The following is a 17,752-nucleotide window of genomic DNA, read 5'->3' as shown; positions in this document are numbered from 1 at the left end:
GCGCTAGGGGCGCAGCGCCCTCAGGAGGAGGTCTGCCAGGTGGGCCGCTACCTGGTGGGGGGTGAGGGGGCCGTCGGGGCGGTACCAGGTGGAGAGGTGGTGGACCGAGCCGAAGTGGTAGTCCACCACCAGGTCCGCCGGCGTGGCCGTCGAGAAGACGCCCGCGCGCTGCCCCTCCTCGACCAGGGCCCGGAAGCGTTCGTGGTAGCGGCGGCGCTCGACACGTACCTCCTTGTTCTTCTCCGGGCTCAGGTGGTGCATCGAGCGGAAGAAGATCGCCGCGTCGTCCAGGTTGTCGATCGTCGTCACGACGACGTCGGCCGCGGCGGCCCTCAGGCGCTGTTCCACCGGCTCGTCCGCCTCGGCGAAGGCGTCCAGGCGTTCCTGCTGGAGGCGCAGGACGCGGGCGTACACCTCCTGGAGGAGGTCCTCCTTGGAGCCGAAGTAGTGGTAGAGGGCGCCCTTGGTGACGCCCGCCGCCTCCACGATCTCCTGGACCGACGTCCGGTCGTACCCCTGCTCCGCGAAGAGCCGGGTGGCGGCGGCCAGCAGCCGCTGGGGGACGGGCACCCCGCCCTCCTCCGTGATCCTGGCCATGAGCCGCCACCTGCCTTTCGTTCCGTGCCGCACATCTGTACGCATATCTGTGCCACGAGTCCGGACCGCACTCCGGAGGCACTCCGGGCCCGACTGAGACGCATCTCACCCGGAAGGGGAACGCAATTCCCGCCTGAGGATCTTCCCACTCGCGGTCTTGGGCAGCTCGCCCAGGATCTCGACCTCGCGGGGGTACTTGTACGCGGCGAGCCTTTCGGCGCAGTACGCGGCCAGCTCCGCGGGCTCCACCGACGTGCCGGGGCGCAGGCTGACGTACGCCTTGACGCTCTCGCCCCGGTACGCGTCGGGGACGCCGACCACGGCCGCCTCCCGGACGGCGGGGTGGGTGTACAGGACGTCCTCGACCTCGCGCGGCCAGACCTTGAACCCCGACGCGTTGATCATGTCCTTCTTGCGGTCGACCACGTACAGCCAGCCGTCCCGGTCCATGAACCCGATGTCGCCCGTGCGCAGCTCCCCGTCGGGGAAGGCCTCCCCGGTCGCCTCGGGCAGCCGCCAGTAGCCGGGGACGACCTGCGGGCCGCGTACGGCGATCTCGCCCTGCTCGCCGAACGGCACGTCCTCCCCCGCCTCGTCCACGATCCGTACCACAGTGTCCGGTCCCGGCACCCCGACGGAGAGCGTGCCGGAGGCGGGGTCGACCGGGGCCTCCCGCTGGTGCGGTACGGAGGCGCAGGGGGCGGTGCACTCGGTGAGCCCGTAGCCGTTGCGCAGGTACGGCCCGAAGCCCGCGCGGAACTTCTCCACCAGCGCGGGCGGCAGCGGCGCCCCGCCCGACGAGATCACCTGGAAGGAGTCGAAGTGGCCGGGGGTCGCGTCGGGGTGCGCGGCGAGCGCCATGAAGGCGGTGGACGGGCCGACGGTGTACGCGGGGCGGTGTTCGGCGAAGGCGTCGAGGACCACGCCGGGGTGGAAGCGGTAGGCGAGGACGAGGGTGCCCGCGTTGGCGAAGCAGGCGGCGAGTTCGCAGACCATGCCGGTGATGTGGAAGAGCGGCGCGAGCGCGAAGTAGCCGGCGCCGGGCGCGAGCGGGTGGCCGGCGCGCTGGCGTTCGGCGTTGACCATGATGTTGGCGTGGGTGTTCATGGCGCCCTTGGGCCGGCCGCTCGTCCCCGAGGTGTAGCTGATGAGCGCCACGTCCTCGGCGGCGGGGCCGCGTTCGGCGGGCAGCGGGAGGCCCCGGCGGGCGACGGCGAGCAGGTCGTCGGTGTCGGCGGGGACGGGCAGCCGGTCGAAGGCGAGGACGCGGGGGTCGTCCCGGGTCTGGAGGTCGCGTTCGCAGGTGGTGAGGACGATCCGGACGGGCGAGGCGGCGACCGTCCCGCGCAGGAACGCCTCCCACGAGCGGTCGGCGCAGACCAGGGCGGTGACCTCGGCGTCGGCCAGGACGTGGGCGACCTCGGCCGACTTGTACATCGGGTTGACGGGGACGACCGTCGCGCCGGCCTTCCACGCGCCGAGCAGCGCGAGGACGAACTGCGGGCTGTTCTGGAGCATGATCGCGACCCGGTCGCCGCGCCGCAGGCCCCGGGAGGCGAGGTGGCCGGCCACGGAGTCGGAGAGCGCGTCGGTCTCGCGGTAGTCGATCCTGCCGTCGAAGTAGGCGAGCGCGGTGTGCTCGGGGGTACGGGCCACGGCGGCGCGCAGCGCGTGCACCACCGAGGCGGGCGGGTGCACGGGGGCGCGCTGGGCCTCGCTCAGGAGGTGGAGCCAGGGCCGCGCCGCGTAGCCGGACGCCGTCATTCCGCCGCCTCTTCCCAGGCGCGCTGGACGCGGTTCATCCCGCGCAGCCAGCGGTCGGTGTCGTGGGCGCGCGCCTGGGCGTACCGGGCGACCTCGGGGTGCGGCAGGACCAGGAAGCGATGGTTGGCCATGGCGTGGAACAGGGCGTCGACGACCGCCTCGGGCTCGATGGCGGTGGGGACGAGGACCTGTTCGCCGGCGGTACCGGAGGCGGTGAGCATGTCCGTACGTACCCCTTGCGGGCAGATCGCGTGGACCTGGAGGCCGCGGTGGCGGTAGGTCAGGGAGAGCCATTCCGCGTAGGCCAGTGCCGCGTGCTTGGTGGCGCTGTACGGGGCCGCGCCGATCATCGTGAGCAGTCCGGCGGCCGAGACGGTCGAGACGAACCGGCCGCTGCCCCGCTCCAGCCACTCGGGCAGCAGCGCGCGGCCGGCCCGGACGTGCGCCATGACGTTGACGTCCCAGGCGTCGGACCACACGTCGTCCCCCGCGAGGCCGTCGCCGGGCGAGCCGACGCCCGCGTTGGCGCAGTAGACGTCGACCGTTCCGCCGAGGGCCTCGCGGGCGGCCTCCACGATCAGCGAGGCGTCGCCGGGAAGGGCGATGCCGCCGATCTCCTCGGCGACGGCGGCGGCCTTGTCCGCGTCGAGGTCGTTGACGACGACCGTGTCCCCCTCGGCGGCGAATCTGCGGGCGAGGGCGGCGCCTATCCCGCCGCCGGCTCCCGTGACGACCACGCGTGCACCCTGCACCGAACTCATGGGACCTGCCTTCCGGGCCTTCCGGCCATCCTGCCGTGGGGCGGTGCCGGCCTCGTCGCCGGCATCGGCAGACTAACCAGTCGGTATGTGCCAGGGGAAGGGTGGGGCAGGGGAAGGGCGAGGCCCGGGAGGGGTGGGGCCGGACGCGGACGTGCCGGGCGGGCCTGTGGTACGGCCCGCCCGGCACGTCCTCGCGTGTCGCCCGCTCTCGCTCAGCGGTGCGTGGGGAACTCCACCACCTGCTGGTACGTGGGCCTGTTCTGCCAGCTGATCGTGGGATGGGTGATCCCGCCCAGCGCCCGGTGGATGATCGCGTCCGAGCACCACTGGTCACCCGCGCCGCAGTTGTCGTCCCCCGGGTAGACCTGGGAGGCGGGCACGGCCACGGCGGCCTTGAGGGTGGTCAGCAGCGTGTCGCGGCAGCCGCCCGGCGTGCCGCCGCCGCAGTACGTCCGGGGCGAGGGGGCCTGGACCGGGTCGCCGAGGACCTGCCTCAGGTCCTTGTCGACGTACCCCCACCACCCGTACTGGAACGCCGATCCCCCGTGCGCGCCCGTCGGCCCGTGGGAGGCGGCCGGTGACTCGTCGATGGGCAGCGAGTCGGTGAACGCGCCGTACAGCTCGTCACCGAGGCCGGGCTTGAACTGCGCCTCGACCAGCCGGGGCCACCACGCGTCCATGATCCGCACGGCGGCGGCGTGGGTGTAGGTGTGCGACCCCTGGGAGGTCTCCCGGCGCTCGGACCCGGCGGCGCGCCAGGCGTCGAGCTGCTGCACGGCGGTGTTCAGCTGGGGATCGGTGACGGCGGCCGTCCTGATCACCTTGAGCAGCTCCGGCAGCACCTGTTCGCCGCGCAGATCGGTCAGCGCGGCGTCGGCCATCGCCCGGGTGAGCGAGGCGCGGGTGACTCCCCCGGCCGCGACGAGCTTCTTCACCCGGCCGTCGAGCAGGTCGCCCCGGTGGACGGCGCCGAAGCCGAAGGCCGCGGTGTTGTAGTCCTTGGCCTGCCGGTTGTTCCACGAGATGTAGTAGTCCTGCCCCGCCGACTGCGGATGCTGGGCCGGCGGGGTGTAGGCGGCGGTGTTGAAGGCGGGGTCGTAGTCCTGCCATTCGTACGCGGGCTCGGCCCTCACCGGCAGCGCGGCGTCCACGCCGGCCGCGCGGACCGGGTTCGGGCCGCTGTTGTAAAAGGCGGCGGTACGGGAGTCCGCGTAGAACCAGTTGAAGGCGTAGCCGATGCGGTGGGCGGCTTCCCGGAAGGACGCGGCGTCGGTCGTGTGCGCGGGGTCGTTGAGCATCTGGAAGCCGATGATCGAGTCGGCCTCGTGGCGGTAGGTGGTCCGCAGGGAGGTGTACGCGACGGGCTTGCCGCCGAGGGTGGCGCGGTGCGTGACCAGGCCGTACTTCGTACGCCAGACCTGGAGGCGGTACGAGCCGGCGGCGGTGGAGTCCGCCACCGACGGCTTCCAGGAGTTGACGCGCTCCATCTTCTCCATCGGGGTGCAGACGGAGCGGTAGAGGTAGGACGTGGAGGCCTTGGTGGCCGGTGAGCCGTCGGCGTTGCAGAGCTCGATCGCGTACGTGTCGGTGATGTCCTGGGCCGCCGAGGTGGCGCTCCAGGCGTAGTCCTGGCCGCGGCCCATCTGCACGTACATGCCGACGCCGGCGAAGGCGACGCCGCGGGCGCTGATGCCGGGGCCCTGGAGCTCCTGGAGCATCATGAGCTGTGGCGCGAAATAGCCGGTTTGCGGGCCGAAGACGGCGACGGGATTGCCGCTCGCGGTGTGGGCGCCGGACACCAGCAGGGCGTTGGACATCCCGCGTTTCGGGTCGAGTGCGCCCGGCGGCACGACCCCGTCGTCGAAGATGCCCTGCGCGGGCCTGAGCTGCTTCGGGGCCTTCACGAGGGCCTTGGCCCGGGTGACGGCCGAGCCGGTCCTGTCGTACACGAGCGGTTCGGCCTGGACGGAACCGCGGTCGGGCAGCGCCGTGCCGCGCGGCTGCGCGGGCTTCTGCGCGTACGGGAAGCTCTCGCCGTCGTGGACGGTGAGGACGGCCTCGGGGTCGTCGCGCTGGCGGAAGGACTCCCAGATCGCGGTGCCCTCGGCGACGCCGTACTTCTGTTGGGAGGCGAGCAGGGACAGCGCGGCCTGGACCTCGCCGCCGCCCCCGCCGCCGAACTGGCCGCCGACGACCGACGCGATGGAGATCAGGTCGGTGATCTTGAAGGGCTGGATCTCGCCGACATTGGTGATCGAGTCGATCTTCCCGGTGAGGACGTACTCACCGGGGAAGTACCGGCCGTCCTTGGCCTTCTGGCGGTAGGAGTTGATGCCGTCCACGTACGCCTGCGCGTCGGCCATGGCCAGCTCGCCGCGTGCGCCCTCGGTGGTCCTGATGCGGTCCACCTGGGCCTGGAGGTCGGCTTCCGTGTACGGCGCCGAGGGCCAGAACTGCTGCTCCAGGCCCTGGTTGGCGAGCGCGCCGCCGGCGAAGGAGGTCAGTTCGCCGCGGCCGATGTGCCGGAAGAGGTCCATCATCCAGAGCCGGTCCTGGCCCGCCGCGTAACCGGCGCCGAACTCGGTGCCGTAGCGGGTGGTGCCCTTGATGTGGGGGACGCCGGTCTGCTTGTCGCGGGTGATCGTGACGTCGGGGCGCGGGGTGGTGACGGACTCGACCTGGTTGGCCGGGACGCCGAAGGACGCGTCGTTGAAGAAGGTGGTGAGGGTGGAGTCGGTGAGGGTGTTGCGGCCGGCGATCAGCGCGTCGTAACGGCCGAGCTGGTCGGAGCTGTGGGCGGGGTGGGTGCCGAAGACGATGTTGCCGATGATCTCGGCGAGGGTGGCGTTGCCGTTCTCGCCGGGCGGCAGGAGGTCGTCGCACTGGCTCGCGCAGTGGTCGGCGACGGGGAGGGGAACGGGGTCGGCCGCGGCGGCCGGGGACGGCGGGGAGAGCAGGGCGGCGCCGAGCGCGAACACCGCGGCGGCGGCGAGGGCGGTCGAGGGGAGGGTCCTTGCGGTCCTGGGGGTCCTGGTGGCCGTTCTGGTCGTGGCGCTCGTGAGTCTTCCGGTGCGTCGTCGCATGAGGGCTCCTCGGAGAGGCCGATGCGCCGGACGTTACCGCTGGTAGGACCCCTCAGTAAGATGAACATCAGTCACCTTTTCCCGCCCGTGGATAAGAGTTTTCTGTGAATCCGCCTCGAACATTGATCGATAGCGGGCGATATGGGACTTTCGTTCCAGCCAGTTGTTTTTTGATGGATCCGAACGGGGCAGGCGTACGTCCATTCCTCAACGCCGAGGTATCAGCGACGGAGGTGGCATGCATGGCCAAATTCCGGAGTCTTGCGAGACAGGTGCGTGACCCGGGGTGCGACCTGGCCTTGCGACGGTATTCACTGCGCAAGTGCCTGGAACGGTTCGCCCCTTACGGGCACCGGGCTACCTGGGACCATCTGTGCGCGCGGCACGGCATCGGTCCCGAGGACAGGGAGCCGGACCCGGCGCGGCTGGTGGCCGCGCTGGACGAGCTGGAGGAGGCGCGGGCCGTGTGGCTCGCGTACGAGGGAGAGTTCGCGGAGCGGCGCAAGCGGGAGAAGCACGACGGGCTGCGGCGGCCCGGGAGCTTCGACGACTGGCACCGGCGGACCTGGGGCGGCAACGGTGTGGCCCGGTGCGAGGACCCGGCGGTGCACCCGTCGCAGTCGCTCGCCGAGGTGCTGCGCCGGCTGATCGCCGGGCTGGAGTCGGGGCCGGGAACGGCCTGCCCGGTGTGCGCGGAGCGCGGCATCGTCTGGCAGCCCGATCTCTCCAACGAGCCCTGGTCCGGGCCGGTGTGCAGGGGCTGTGGCATCGTCGTGCCGCAGCCCGTTCTCACGTCCGAGGCCCTGGCCCGCGCGAAGCGGGAGCGGCTGAAGGAACTGGCCTCCGCCGCGTGACCTCCGGGGGGCCGGGTGACGGCCCCGCGTGGTGGGCGCGCGGTTATTGGGTGGCTCGGCGGTGGCCGGTGCCCGCAGAGTGGGCGGCGGAACCGGTCACTGCCGTACGCACCCAGGGGGAAGGGCCATGTCGACGCTGCGCGTCACCGCCGAGACGCTGATCATCCACGAGCACCCGAACGCGGACGCGTTGGAGCTCGCCCAGGTGGGCCTGTACCGCGCGGTGGTCGCCAAGGGCGCGTACCGCACCGGCGACATCGCCCTCTACATCCCGGAGCAGGCCGTGCTGCCCGCCGCGCTGATCGAGGAGCTGGGTCTCACCGGCCGCCTCGCGGGGCGCGCCGCGGACCGGGTGAAGGCGGTGCGGCTGCGCGGCGAGCTGTCGCAGGGGATCGTGTGCCGGCCGCGCGCGCTGGCGGACGTGGACCTGGCGGCAGCGGTCGCGGACGGTACGGACTTCGCCGGGCCGCTCTCCGTCACCAAGTGGGTGCCGCCCGTCCCTCCCACGATGAGCGGCGAGGTGGAGGGCGCGCCCGGGCTGCTGCCGTGGGTCGACATCGAGAACATCCAGCGCTATCCGGACGTCTTCGCGCCGGGCGAACCGGTGATCCTGACGGAGAAGCTGCACGGCACGGCCTGCCTGCTGACGTACACGGCCGACGGCGGCGGCGTCCAGGTCGCCTCGAAGGGCTTCGGCGCGAAGGGCCTCGCGCTCAAGGAGGACCCGCGCAACCTGTACTGGCGTGCGATACGGGCCCACGGCGTCCCGGCGGTCGCCGCCCGGCTCGCGGAGGAGCTGGGCGCGAGCCGGGTCGGCGTCTTCGGCGAGGTGTACGGGGCGGGCGTGCAGGACCTGGCGTACGGCGCGGACGGCCGCGGCGCGGCGCCCGCGTACGCGGTGTTCGACGTCTCGGCGGAGATCGGCGGGCAGGTCGTCTGGCTGTCGCCCGCCGCGCTGCTGACCGGCCGGCTGCCCCTGGTCCCGACGCTGTACGAGGGTCCGTACGCGATCGGGAAGGTGCTGGAAGTCGCGTCGGGACGCGAGACGGTCTCGGGGCGCGCGCTGCACCTGAGGGAGGGCGTGGTGATCCGTCCGGTGACGGAACGCTTCAGCCCGGTGGTCGGCGGCCGCGCGATAGCGAAGGCCGTCAGCCCGGCCTACCTGACCCGCAAGGGCGGTACGGAGTACGAGTGACGCGTCGGGGCGGGCAGGACGCCCCCGGGCTCTAGCCGGGCTCGGGGGCGGCGTCGGTCCCTGAGCCGGCGGCGTCGGGCCCCGGGTCCGGGAGGCGGCCCGGGAGGAGGCGGGAGCCGGTCATCCGGTCGCCGAAGACGTCGTCCGGGTTGGAGAGGACACAGTTCTCCAGCGAGAGGCAGCCGCAGCCGATGCAGTCCGTCAGGTGGTCCCGGAGCCGGCCGAGCTGCTGGATGCGCCGGTCCAGTTCCGAGCGCCAGGTCTCCGAGAGCCGCGCCCAGTCCTCGCGGTTGGGAGTGCGTTCCTCCGGCAGCTCCGACAGCGCGTCCCTGATGGTCGCCAGCGGGATGCCGACCCGCTGGGCGGCCCGGACGAACGCCACCCGGCGCAGCGCGTCCCTGGTGTAGCGGCGCTGGTTGCCGCTGGTCCTGCGGCTGCTGATCAGCCCTTTGGCCTCGTAGAAGTGCAGGGCCGACACGGCGGCGCCACTGCGCGCGGACAGCTGACCGACGGTGAGTTCATGGATCGTCTCCGGAAGGTGCGGCACCCCCCGAAGCCTACTGTCCGCGTGCGCGGCCGCGTTGACAGGAGCACTTCGGGCCGCCCATGCTGAGCAAGCGCTTAGACGGGACACATCGAGAGGCAGGGCACAGGGACATGGCCGAGCCGAGGATCTTCACCTCCGCCGAGGAGCTGCGCGCCGGGGTCGGCGAACAGTTGGGGCACAGCGACTGGCTGGAGATCGACCAGAAGCGGATCGACCTCTTCGCCGACGCCACCGGCGACCACCAGTGGATCCACGTGGACCCGGTGCGCGCGGCGGCCGGCCCCTTCGGGACGACGATCGCGCACGGCTACCTGACGCTGTCCCTGCTGCCGGTGTTCGTCCCGCAGATCATCGCGGTCGAGAACGTGACCATGGGCGTCAACTACGGCACCAACAAGGTCAGGTTCCCCGCCCCCGTGCCGGTCGGCTCGCGGCTGCGCGCCTCGGCCGTGCTCCGGAGCGTGGAGGAGGCGGGCGGCGGCGTCCAGGTGACCGCCCTGGTCACCGTCGAACGCGAGGGCGGTACGAAGCCGGTCTGCGTGGCGGAGTCGGTGTCGCGGTACTACTTCTGAGCGCCGCTCCTTCTGAGCGCTGCCGACTCCGAGCGCTGCCGACTCCGAGCGCCGAGGGCTACTGCTTCTGGGCCGTGACCATCCGCAGGACGAGGTCGGCGTAGAGCGCCCCGACCTCGTCGGCCGAACGGCGGCCCGCCACGTTGAACCAGCGCGCCACGTCGATGCAGAGCGACAGCACGGCGAGGGTGGTGCCGGGCACGTCGGGGACGTCGAACTCCCCGTCCCGTACCCCCTCGGTCAGGATGCGCCGCACCACGGCGTCGCTGCGGCGCCGCAGCTCCACGATCTCGGCGCGGTGCTCGGGGGCGAGCGCGTCCAGCTCGTACTGGACGACCCGCGCGGTCGTGTGGCGCTCGGCGTGCCAGCGGACGAAGCGGCGGACGACGTCGTCGAGCCGCCGGGTCGCCGTGCCCCCGCTGTCGGCCGCGTCGGTGAGCAGGGCGAGCGCCCGGTCGTGGCCGATCCTGCTGATCCGGTGGAGCAGCTCTTCCTTGGTCTTGAAGTGGATGTAGAGCGCGGCCGGGCTCATCCCGGCGCGGCTCGCGATGTCGCGGGTGGTGGTGGCGTGGTAGCCGCGCTCCGCGAACGCCTCGACGGCGGCGGCCAGCAGCCTCCTGGCCGCTTCGGGGGCGACCTCGGCCCAGGGCGCGTTCTCGCCGTCGCCCGCGTGCTCCACCGTACGCATCGCTCATCCCTTCGAGTCGGCAGAAGGGACACCCTACCGTGCGGGTGAGCAAGCGCTTAGGGCCTGTCCGCCGGGCAGGCCGACCTAGAGCTTGTTGAAGGGGTCGTGCTCCGCGAGGATCTTCTCCAGTCTGGCCTGGTCGACCCGGCTGACGATCTGCCCCGCCTCCTGGCGGTCCCTGATCACCTTGGCGAGGGTGAAGGCCGAGGTCGTGAGGTAGAGGACGGCGATGGCGAGGAAGCCCCGTACCCACGCGCCGGCGTCGAGCCGGTAGATGCCGATCGAGAGGGCGGCGAGCGCGAGGCCGAACGAGAGGACGGCCTGTCCGTAGTAGGCGCCGGTGTTCTGCTGCTTGACGGGTGTGTCGGTCATGGGGACAGCATCCGCGCGCCGGGGCCGCGGCCGCATCCGCTGCCGTACTCAGGCCGTACTCAACACGGGCCGGGCGCGGGCCCGAACGGGCCCGGCGCGCGGCTCAGAACGCCGAAACCCCTGTCAGCGCGCGGCCGATGATCAGTTTCTGGATCTGGCTGGTGCCCTCGTAGAGCGTCATCACCCGTGCGTCGCGCAGGAGTTTGCCGACCGGGTACTCGTCGATGTAGCCGTAACCGCCGAAGACCTGGAGGGCGTTGTTGGCGGACCGTACGGCGGCCTCGGACGCGAACAGCTTGGCCTGGGAGGCGGCCGTCGCGAACTCCTCGCCGCGGTCGATGAGATCGGCCACCCGCCAGGTCAGCAGCCGCGCCGCGTCCACGTCGACGGCGATGTCGCTGATCAGCTCCTGCACCAGCTGGTGGTGGGCGATGGGCCTGCCGAACTGCTCGCGCTCCCCCGCGTACCCGACCGCCGCCTCCAGCGCCGCCCGCGCGATGCCGACGCAGCCGGCGGCGACCGACATCCGGCCCTTGGCGAGCGCGGACATCGCGACGGAGAAGCCCTTGCCCTCCGGACCCAGCAGCGCCCCGGCCGGGACCCGGACGTCCTCCAGGACCAGTTCCGCCGTGGGCTGGCCGCGCAGGCCGAGCTTGCCGTGCAGGGTGCGGCGGGTCAGGCCGGGGCTGTCGGCCGGTACGAGGAAGGCGGAGATCCCCCGGTGGCCGGGGGTGTCGTTGGTGCGCGCGAAGAGCAGGACCACGTCGGCCCAGGTGCCGTTGGTGATGAACATCTTGGAGCCGTTGACGACCCAGTCGGCCCCGTCCCGCACGGCCTTCGTCGTGAGGTTCCCGGCGTCGGAGCCGGTGCCCGGCTCGGTCAGCCCGAAGCAGCCGAGCGCCTCGCCCGAGGTGAGCCGGGGCAGCCAGGCCCGCTTCTGCTCCTCGTCGCCCCAGGTGGCGAGGGTCTTGGCGACCAGCCCCAGCGAGACGGAGACGATGCCGCGCACGGACGAGTCACCGCGTCCGAGCTCCTCGGTGACCAGGCAGTACGTGAGGTGGTCGCCGCCCGAGCCGCCGTACTCCTCGGGGACGGTCAGCCCGAGGAAGCCCAGCGCGCCGAGCTTGCCGACGATCGCCCGGTCGACGCTCTCGTCCCGGTCCCAGTCGACGACGAAGGGGGTGATCTCCCGGTCGACGAAGTCCTCGGCGAGCCTGCGCGCCGCCTCCTGCTCCTCGCTCAGCCCCAGATCCACGGCGGACACCCCTTTAATTAGCACTGCTAGTTTCTGGTCGCCCGGCCTACTATGAGTGCCATGGCCAGACCGCGCAAGCCCCTCCTCAGCAGAGAACTCATCGTCGGGGCGGCGAGCGCGCTCGTGGACGCGGAGGGCCTGGAGGCGGTCTCGACCCGGCGGCTCGCGGCGGAGCTGGGCGTGAGCGGGCCGTCCCTCTACAACCACTTCCGCACCAAGGACGAGATCCTCGAAGCCGTCGCGGACGCGGTCAGCGCGCAGGTCGACCTGTCGATGTTCGACGAGGGCGACGGCCGCGACTGGCGTACGGCGCTGCACGACTGGGCCGTCTCGTACCGGGCGGCCCTCACCGACCACCCGCACATCGTGCCGGTGCTCGCGCGCGGCCCCGGGCGCCGGCCCGCCGGACTGCGGGTGGCCGACGCGGTGTTCGGCGCGATGGTCAGGGCGGGGTGGCCGGCGGCCCAGGCCACGTACATCGGCGCCCTGATGCGCTACTTCATCACCGGGTCGGCGCTGGGGTCGTTCGCGCTCGGGTTCGTGGACGACGCGACGGCGTACGACCCGGCCGACTACCCGCACCTCGGGCAGGCGCACCTGCTCGCGGAGCGGCAGGAGCAGGTGGACGAGGGGGCGTTCGAAACGGGGGTACGGGCGCTGATCGCCGGGCTGTCGGTGCAGTACGAGGCGATATCCCGGTGAGAACGGCGGGCTCGCGGCGTACGTTCTCCGGCATGACGAACCCCGCGATCCCGGTGCCCTCCTCCACGACGGCTCCCCCCATAGCTCCCGAGCCTGCTTCTGAGCCTGGTTCCGGGCCTGCTTCTGAGCCTGCTCCGGGGCCGGCTTCCGGCGCCGCGCGCTGGTTGCCGCTCGCCGCCGCGGGGGTGACGGTGGTGCTCTGGGCGTCGGCCTTCGTGTCGATCCGCAGCGCCGGATCCGCCTACTCACCCGGGGCGTTGGCGCTCGGCCGGCTGCTCGCGGGCGCGCTGGTGCTCGGGCTGGTGTGCGCGGTACGGCGCGAGGGGCTGCCGCCCCGGGCCGCCTGGCGCGGGATCGCCGTGTCGGGCGTGCTGTGGTTCGGCGTCTACATGGTGGTGCTCAACTGGGGCGAGCAGGAGGTCGACGCGGGCACGGCCGCGATGGTGGTGAACATCGGGCCGATCCTCATCGCGCTGCTGGGCGGGAAGCTCCTCGGGGAGTCGCTCCCGCCGCGCCTGCTCGCCGGGATGGCGGTGTCGTTCGCGGGGGCCGTGGCCGTGGGGCTCTCGATGTCCGGCGAGGGACACGCGTCGGTGCTCGGGGTCGCGCTGTGCGTGCTGGCCGCGATGGCGTACGCGAGCGGGGTGGTGGCCCAGAAGCCGGTGCTGGCGCACGCGAGCGCGCTCCAGGCGACGACGTTCGGCTGCCTGATCGGGGCCGTGGCCTGTCTGCCGTTCGCGGGCCAGCTGATCGGGGACGCCCGGGACGCGCCGCTGTCGGCCACCCTCAACATGCTCTACCTGGGCGTCTTCCCGACCGCGCTGGCCTTCACGACCTGGGCGTACGCGCTGGCCCGTACGACGGCGGGGCGCATGGGCGCGACCACGTACGCGGTGCCCGCGCTGGTCGTCCTGATGGCCTGGCTGGTCCTGGACGAGGTCCCCGGCCTCCTGACCCTCGCGGGCGGGGCGCTGTGCCTGGCGGGCGTGGCGGTCTCCCGCTCCCGCCGCCGGGCGAGCACCTCCTAGAACACCACCAGGGCGCGGCCGCCGCGGCTCTCCGGGAGGGTGGTGAGGGTTGACGGGAGGTCGTCCAGGGTGACGCGTCGTGTGACCAGGGCGCCCAGGTCGAAGCGGCCCCCGCGGATGTGTCCCGCGAGCACGGGCAGGTCCTTCGCCGGGTCGCTGTTGCCGTACACGCAGCCGGAGAGCGTACGGCCCCAGTGGAACAACTCCAGCGCGTGGAAGGTTACTTGCTGGTCCTTGCCGCCGATGCCGACGACCGTGGTGCGGCCGCCGCGGCGGGTGGAGTCCCAGGCCGTACGGATGGTGACGGCGCGGCCGACGCATTCGACGGCCACGTCCACGCCCTGGCCGCCGGTGAGCCGGCGGATGTCCTTGGCGGTGGTGGCGGAGGCGACGACGTACTCCGTCGCCCCGGCGGCCCGCGCCAACTCCTCCTTGTCCGGGGAGACATCGACGGCCACGATCGTCGAGGCCCCGGCGATGCGCGCCGACTGGAGGGCGGCCAGGCCGACCCCGCCGACGCCGACGACGGCCACCGACTCGCCGGCGCGGACCCGCGCGGAGTGGTGGACGGCGCCGTACCCGGTGAGGACCGCGCAGCCGAGGAGGGCCGCGTCGGTGAGCGGGATGCCGTCGGGGAGCGGCAGGACGCAGTTCGCGGCGACGACGGTCTCCTCGGCGAACGCGCCGACGTTCAGGCCCGGGTGGAGGTCGCGGCCGTCGGCGGTACGGGCGTGCAGGCCCGACGCGCCCGCGAGCGCGTCGGCGCAGAGCCAGACCTCGCCGATCGCGCAGGCGTGGCAGGTCCCGCAGGCCGGGGCCCAGTTGAGGACGACCGCGTCGCCGGGGGCGACATGGGTGACGCCCTCGCCGACGGAGATCACCGTGCCCGCGCCCTCGTGGCCGAGGACGGCGGGCAGCGGTATCCGCATGGTGCCGTCGGACAGGGACAGGTCGGAGTGGCAGACCCCGGCGGCGGCGAGCCGGATCCGCACCCGGCCGGGACCGGGGGCGGGAAGCTCGATGCCGGTGATCTCCAGCGGGGCTCCGACGGCGGTGAGGACAGCTGCGCGTACCACGAGGGTGGTCTCCCGGCTCAGAACTGGAGGGACTTGGTCTGGAGGTACTCGGCGAGGCCGTGCACGCCGAACTCGCGGCCCACGCCGGACTGCTTGTAGCCGCCGAAGGGCGCGAGCGGGTTGAAGCGGCCGCCGTTGATGTGAACCTGGCCGGTGTCCATGCGGCGGGCGAAGGCGGCCGCCTCGGCGTCGTCGCCGGCCCAGACCGCGCCCGCGAGGCCGTAGACGGTGCCGTTGGCGATCCGGAGGGCGTCGTCCTCGTCCTCGTACCGCAGCAGGGAGACGACGGGGCCGAAGATCTCCTCCTGGGCGATGGACATGTCCGGGGTGACGTCGGCGAAGACGGTCGGCGCGACGAAGTAGCCGGTGTCGTGAGGGGATTCGGGTCCGCCCGCGACGACCCGGGCGCCGGCCGCGATGCCCGCCTCGATGTAGCCCCGGACGCGGGCCTGTTGGGCGGCGTTGACGAGGGGGCCGAGGCGGCTCCCGCTGTCGTTCGGGTCGCCGGGTACGTGGGTGGCGGCGGCGGCCCTGGCCAGTTCCACCGCCTCGTCGTACCGGTCCGTGTGTACCAGGATCCGGGTCCAGGCGCTGCACGTCTGGCCGGAGTTGGACATGACGTTCGCGACGCCGACGGTGACGGCCTTGGCGAGGTCGGCGCTCGGCAGGACGACGTTGGCGGACTTGCCGCCCAGTTCGAGGGCGACGCGTTTGACGGCGGCGCCCGCCGCCGCGCCGATCCGGCGGCCGACCGCGGTCGATCCGGTGAAGGAGACCAGGTCGACGTCCGGGTGCTCGGCGAGCGCCTGGCCGGCGACCGGGCCGAGGCCGGTCACCAGGTTGAACACCCCGGCGGGCAGGCCCGCTTCGTGGACGAGGTCGGCGAACAGCTGGGCGGTGAGCGGGGTGTCCTCGGCGGGCTTGACGACGATCGCGCAGCCGGCGGCGAGGGCGGGCGCGACCTTGGCGACGATCTGGTGCAGCGGGTAGTTCCAGGGGGTGATCGCGCCGACGACGCCCACCGGCTCCTCGTAGACCGTGGAGTTGCCGACCGTCGTCTCGAAGGCGTGGGTCGCGGCGAGTTCGGCGTACGACTCCATGACCCGGATCGGCAGGCCGACCTGGACGCGGCGGGCGAAGGTGGCGGTCGAGCCCAGTTCGGCGGTGACGGTCTCGGCGATCTCGTCGCGGCGTGCGGTCATGGCGGCGGCCAACGCGGCGATCGCGGCGGCGCGTTCGGCGGGCGGGGTGGCGGCCCAGGCGGGCAGGGCGGCCCGTGCGGCGCGGACGGCGGCGTCCACGTCCTCCGCCGTGCCGGCCGGGACGGTGGCGATGACCTGTTCGTCCGTGGGGTTCACGACGGCGATCGTGTCCGTCCCCGCGGCGGGCCGCCACTGTCCGCGGATGTACATGCCGTCGTGTGCCTTCATGGTGATTCCCTCCGGGCCTGCCGAGTCGGCGCCGCGGTGCGCGTGCGCGCCGGCGTCCCGCCCAAACTAGCGGCGTTAGTTTTAAGGCGCCAGGGTGTCACTGCCCACAGTCGCCGGTGGCACTGCCCACCATCGTCCCGGCCGACCGCCGCGTTCAGCCGTCGAGGCCCGGGAGGTCGGCGGGCGCCGGGCAGATCCGCCGGCCCTGGTGGTCGAAGACGTAGAGGTGGGCGAGGTCGACGAGCAGGGGGACCTGGGCGCCGGTCCTCAGGCGCAGGTCGGGACCGGTGCGGACGACGAGGTCGCTCGCCACGAGGGCGGGGCGCCCGGGCGGCGCGGCGGCGGCGCCCCACGGGTCGTCCAGCACCACGACGGGGCCGGTGACATGGCCGCCGCCGGACGGGGTGCGCTCCTGCGCGGTCCCGCGGTCGTGGCCGTTCCCCGAGCCGTTCGCGCCGACCGCGCCCGCGCCCCGGCCGCCCTGACCGCCCCGGCGGCCCGCCGTGCGCTCGCGCAGGCGTCCCAGCACACCGGGACCCCCGTGCCCGCGGCGGCGCGGCCCGGTCCGCGGCCTCGGTGATTCGAGGTCGGCGACCACGGCGGCCCGGGAGCCGGTGTTGAGGTGCACCAGCGCCTCGTGCCCCTGGTACTCCATGTGCTCGACGATGCCGCTCAGCGCCACCTCCCCCGGCCGGGCCTGGCTGGGCGGCGCGATGCGGACCGCCTCGGAGCGCAGTCCGACGACGACCTGCCTGCCCTGCTGGATGCGGAGCAACTGGTGGTCCCGGCTGAGCGGTTCGGGCAGCGGGAGGCGCTGGCGGCCGAGGTCGATCGACATGCGCCCGTCCAACGGGGCGTACACGACGCCCTGGAGGAGGTTGATGCGGGGCGTGCCGATGAAGGCGGCGACGAAGACGTTCTCGGGCAGGGCGTACACCTCGCGGGGGGTGCTGACCTGTTGGAGGACCCCGCCGCGCATCACGGCGACGCGGTCGCCCAGGGACATCGCCTCGGCCTGGTCGTGCGTCACGTAGACGGTGGTGACGCCGAGGTCCGCGGTGAGCCGGGCGATCTCGGCGCGGAGGTGGTTGCGGAGCTTGGCGTCGAGGTTGGACAGCGGCTCGTCCATCAGGAAGGCGGAGGGCCGCCGGGAGATGGCGCGGCCCATCGCGACCCGCTGGCGCTCGCCGCCGGAGAGCTGGCTCGGGTAGCGGTCCAGGATGCCCTCGATGCCGAGCATCCTGGCCGTCGCCTCGACGCGTGCCGTGCTGTCCTCACGGGGGTTCTCCAGGCGCAGCGGGAAGCCGATGTTGTCGCGGTTGGTCATCCTCGGGTAGAGAGCGAAGTTCTGGAACACCATGGCCATGCCGCGTTCGCGGGGCGGGACGAGGTTGGCGCGCTCGCCGTCGAGCAGCAGTTCGCCCTCGCTGATGTCCTCCAGGCCGGCGATCATGCGGAGCACGGTGGACTTGCCGCAGCCGGAGGGCCCGAGGAGCACGACGAACTCGCCGGGCGCGATGTCGAGCGAGAACCGGTCGACGGCGCGGGTGCCCCGTCCGTACACCTTGCTGACCCTGTGCAGGGAGATGGCGCGACTCATGAGGGTTCCGCCCGGAAGAGGAGGTGGAGCGGTTGCGACGCCTGAAACTAGCCGACTCCTCGCGGCCGGGGAATGACCCGCGCGAAGGTCGCGCGTACGGGGGCGCCCGGGGCACGGGGCGCCGGAAGTGGCCCTTGACCTGCGGGTACGGAGGTACGGGGCGGCCGGGGCGCGGTACGGGGGCCCGGGGTGGCGCGGACGCGATACGGCGGATGCGGTGGACGGGAT

General features: G+C 72.9%; 16 protein-coding genes. 5 read left to right on the top strand and 11 right to left on the bottom strand.

The window, feature by feature from the left end; genetic code table 11:
• Window positions 1–3 precede the first annotated feature (3 nt).
• The 4 genes from HA039_RS27585 to HA039_RS27570 all read right to left on the bottom strand — a co-directional run bounded on the left by HA039_RS27585 (window position 4) and on the right by HA039_RS27570 (window position 6,205).
• Window positions 4–597 (bottom strand): TetR/AcrR family transcriptional regulator, encoded by a 594-nt coding sequence (locus HA039_RS27585; RefSeq protein ID WP_167034051.1) that lies wholly within the window; start codon window positions 595–597, stop codon window positions 4–6.
• Between the two features lie 105 nt (window positions 598–702).
• Window positions 703–2,361, bottom strand: coding sequence for a class I adenylate-forming enzyme family protein (locus HA039_RS27580; RefSeq protein WP_167034050.1), 1,659 nt, complete (start codon window positions 2,359–2,361; stop codon window positions 703–705).
• Window positions 2,358–3,122: an SDR family oxidoreductase gene (locus tag HA039_RS27575; protein ID WP_167034049.1), complete on the bottom strand. Its 765-nt coding sequence runs from the start codon at window positions 3,120–3,122 to the stop codon at window positions 2,358–2,360. The genes HA039_RS27580 and HA039_RS27575 overlap by 4 nt, the downstream gene beginning before the upstream one ends.
• Before the next feature lie 212 nt (window positions 3,123–3,334).
• Window positions 3,335–6,205 carry a penicillin acylase family protein gene (locus tag HA039_RS27570; protein ID WP_167034048.1) on the bottom strand — a complete coding sequence of 957 codons (2,871 nt, stop codon included), beginning with the start codon at window positions 6,203–6,205 and terminating at the stop codon, window positions 3,335–3,337.
• A gap of 242 nt (window positions 6,206–6,447) precedes the next feature.
• Between HA039_RS27570 and HA039_RS27565 the strand changes: the two genes are divergently transcribed.
• A complete protein-coding gene (locus tag HA039_RS27565) occupies window positions 6,448–7,059 on the top strand; it encodes a hypothetical protein (protein ID WP_167034047.1) in 612 nt (203 codons plus the stop codon).
• A 127-nt stretch (window positions 7,060–7,186) separates the two neighbouring features.
• Window positions 7,187–8,254: an RNA ligase (ATP) gene (locus HA039_RS27560; RefSeq protein ID WP_167034046.1), complete on the top strand. Its 1,068-nt coding sequence runs from the start codon at window positions 7,187–7,189 to the stop codon at window positions 8,252–8,254.
• Between the two features lie 31 nt (window positions 8,255–8,285).
• On the opposite strand, the gene soxR is transcribed toward HA039_RS27560, so the two are convergent.
• On the bottom strand, window positions 8,286–8,801 hold the full coding sequence (gene soxR, locus HA039_RS27555; protein ID WP_243869782.1) for a redox-sensitive transcriptional activator SoxR: 516 nt from the start codon (window positions 8,799–8,801) through the stop codon (window positions 8,286–8,288).
• A 110-nt stretch (window positions 8,802–8,911) separates the two neighbouring features.
• Here soxR and HA039_RS27550 point away from each other — a divergent pair, with 110 nt between their 5' ends.
• Window positions 8,912–9,373: a MaoC family dehydratase gene (locus tag HA039_RS27550; RefSeq protein WP_167034045.1), complete on the top strand. Its 462-nt coding sequence runs from the start codon at window positions 8,912–8,914 to the stop codon at window positions 9,371–9,373.
• A 58-nt stretch (window positions 9,374–9,431) separates the two neighbouring features.
• Here the strand turns inward: HA039_RS27550 and HA039_RS27545 are convergent, their stop codons facing one another.
• From HA039_RS27545 to HA039_RS27535, 3 genes are all read right to left on the bottom strand, one after another.
• On the bottom strand, window positions 9,432–10,061 hold the full coding sequence (locus HA039_RS27545; RefSeq protein ID WP_167034044.1) for a TetR/AcrR family transcriptional regulator: 630 nt from the start codon (window positions 10,059–10,061) through the stop codon (window positions 9,432–9,434).
• 84 nt (window positions 10,062–10,145) lie between these two features.
• Entirely contained in the window at window positions 10,146–10,433 is a 288-nt protein-coding gene (locus HA039_RS27540) for a YiaA/YiaB family inner membrane protein (protein WP_167034043.1), read from the bottom strand.
• 103 nt (window positions 10,434–10,536) lie between these two features.
• A complete protein-coding gene (locus HA039_RS27535) occupies window positions 10,537–11,688 on the bottom strand; it encodes an acyl-CoA dehydrogenase family protein (protein ID WP_167034042.1) in 1,152 nt (383 codons plus the stop codon).
• Window positions 11,689–11,748: 60 nt separating this feature from the next.
• Here HA039_RS27535 and HA039_RS27530 point away from each other — a divergent pair, with 60 nt between their 5' ends.
• Together HA039_RS27530 and HA039_RS27525 are read left to right on the top strand one after the other, a co-directional pair.
• Window positions 11,749–12,390, top strand: coding sequence for a TetR/AcrR family transcriptional regulator (locus HA039_RS27530; protein WP_167034041.1), 642 nt, complete (start codon window positions 11,749–11,751; stop codon window positions 12,388–12,390).
• A gap of 164 nt (window positions 12,391–12,554) precedes the next feature.
• Entirely contained in the window at window positions 12,555–13,418 is an 864-nt protein-coding gene (locus HA039_RS27525) for a DMT family transporter (protein ID WP_243869780.1), read from the top strand.
• Here HA039_RS27525 and HA039_RS27520 read toward each other — a convergent pair.
• From HA039_RS27520 to HA039_RS27510, 3 genes are all read right to left on the bottom strand, one after another.
• Window positions 13,415–14,494, bottom strand: coding sequence for a zinc-binding dehydrogenase (locus HA039_RS27520; protein ID WP_167034039.1), 1,080 nt, complete (start codon window positions 14,492–14,494; stop codon window positions 13,415–13,417). The two genes, HA039_RS27525 and HA039_RS27520, sit on opposite strands and share 4 nt — an antisense overlap.
• A gap of 17 nt (window positions 14,495–14,511) precedes the next feature.
• Entirely contained in the window at window positions 14,512–15,924 is a 1,413-nt protein-coding gene (locus HA039_RS27515; protein ID WP_167034038.1) for an aldehyde dehydrogenase family protein, read from the bottom strand.
• A gap of 154 nt (window positions 15,925–16,078) precedes the next feature.
• Window positions 16,079–17,524, bottom strand: a complete 1,446-nt coding sequence (locus tag HA039_RS27510) for an ABC transporter ATP-binding protein (RefSeq protein ID WP_167034037.1) — start codon at window positions 17,522–17,524, stop codon at window positions 16,079–16,081.
• Between the last annotated feature and the right edge of the window lie 228 nt (window positions 17,525–17,752).

This window comes from Streptomyces liangshanensis (assembly GCF_011694815.1).
GTDB lineage: Bacteria > Actinomycetota > Actinomycetes > Streptomycetales > Streptomycetaceae > Streptomyces > Streptomyces liangshanensis.
Note: the sequence above shows the minus strand (reverse complement) of the source record. Positions and strands in the feature narration are given on the sequence as shown.

Excerpts from the sequence above, each read along its gene's own strand:
- HA039_RS27585 (WP_167034051.1), bottom strand. The coding sequence starts at position 597 with ATGGCCAGGATCACGGAGGAGGGCGGGGTGCCCGTCCCCCAGCGGCTG.
- HA039_RS27580 (WP_167034050.1), bottom strand. The coding sequence starts at position 2,361 with ATGACGGCGTCCGGCTACGCGGCGCGGCCCTGGCTCCACCTCCTGAGC.
- HA039_RS27575 (WP_167034049.1), bottom strand. The coding sequence starts at position 3,122 with ATGAGTTCGGTGCAGGGTGCACGCGTGGTCGTCACGGGAGCCGGCGGC.
- HA039_RS27570 (WP_167034048.1), bottom strand. The coding sequence starts at position 6,205 with ATGCGACGACGCACCGGAAGACTCACGAGCGCCACGACCAGAACGGCC.
- HA039_RS27565 (WP_167034047.1), top strand. The coding sequence starts at position 6,448 with ATGGCCAAATTCCGGAGTCTTGCGAGACAGGTGCGTGACCCGGGGTGC.
- HA039_RS27560 (WP_167034046.1), top strand. The coding sequence starts at position 7,187 with ATGTCGACGCTGCGCGTCACCGCCGAGACGCTGATCATCCACGAGCAC.
- HA039_RS27550 (WP_167034045.1), top strand. The coding sequence starts at position 8,912 with ATGGCCGAGCCGAGGATCTTCACCTCCGCCGAGGAGCTGCGCGCCGGG.
- HA039_RS27545 (WP_167034044.1), bottom strand. The coding sequence starts at position 10,061 with ATGCGTACGGTGGAGCACGCGGGCGACGGCGAGAACGCGCCCTGGGCC.
- HA039_RS27540 (WP_167034043.1), bottom strand. The coding sequence starts at position 10,433 with ATGACCGACACACCCGTCAAGCAGCAGAACACCGGCGCCTACTACGGA.
- HA039_RS27530 (WP_167034041.1), top strand. The coding sequence starts at position 11,749 with ATGGCCAGACCGCGCAAGCCCCTCCTCAGCAGAGAACTCATCGTCGGG.
- HA039_RS27515 (WP_167034038.1), bottom strand. The coding sequence starts at position 15,924 with ATGAAGGCACACGACGGCATGTACATCCGCGGACAGTGGCGGCCCGCC.
- HA039_RS27510 (WP_167034037.1), bottom strand. The coding sequence starts at position 17,524 with ATGAGTCGCGCCATCTCCCTGCACAGGGTCAGCAAGGTGTACGGACGG.